Source organism: Vibrio sp. Y176 (genome assembly GCF_033438945.1).
This window is the reverse complement of sequence record NZ_JAWOQS010001103.1, coordinates 1-533: the sequence shown is the minus strand read 5'-3', so window position 1 is coordinate 533 and position 533 is coordinate 1. Positions and strand designations below refer to the sequence as shown.

The window sequence follows — 533 nt, the reverse complement described above, 5'->3', positions numbered from 1 at the left end:
ATGTAAGAAATCGCAATCAATCCGGCTAGGAAGATGACGCTAAACGCAGATAGCAAACGGATAAAACCTTGCCATAGCTGTTCATACGCCGCGCCTGGGTGGCTGATGATTTCGACTTCGGCCAGTTGCATCCAACCACTGGTGACCACGCGTTTATCGTGAATCGCTTTAAATAGATTCATGTCGATAAACCATTGCGGAACGGTGCTTGGTTTTACTGGGTAAGAGCGTACGATCTGGTAATCAGAATCTAACGCGGTGAGACGCACCACTGAGTAGGTACTGCCGTCAAATAATGCATTGATTACCGATTCAACGGCAACCTTGTCTTTATCTTTTAGGTAAGGTGCTAACGCCAAACCCACGGTGTTGATGGTGTTGTTGACCTCTGAACGTTGCTGTTGTTCCAAGCTCGTTCGAGTAGTATTGAATTCGATTACGAATACTGATGCCAACAAGAGTATAAAGACCGTAACCATTCCCACTACAAGCTTCTTATATAGGGTCATGTTTCTCACTCGTCATAGTTAATT

At 44.8% G+C, this 533-nt stretch carries 1 protein-coding gene; it reads right to left on the bottom strand.

Annotation, left to right across the window (positions count from 1 at the left end):
* Positions 1–509, bottom strand: a 509-nt coding sequence (locus R7O13_RS30435; RefSeq protein WP_318305666.1) for a LapD/MoxY N-terminal periplasmic domain-containing protein, incomplete at its 3' end; no start/stop codon positions are given.
* Positions 510–533: the final 24 nt, after the last annotated feature.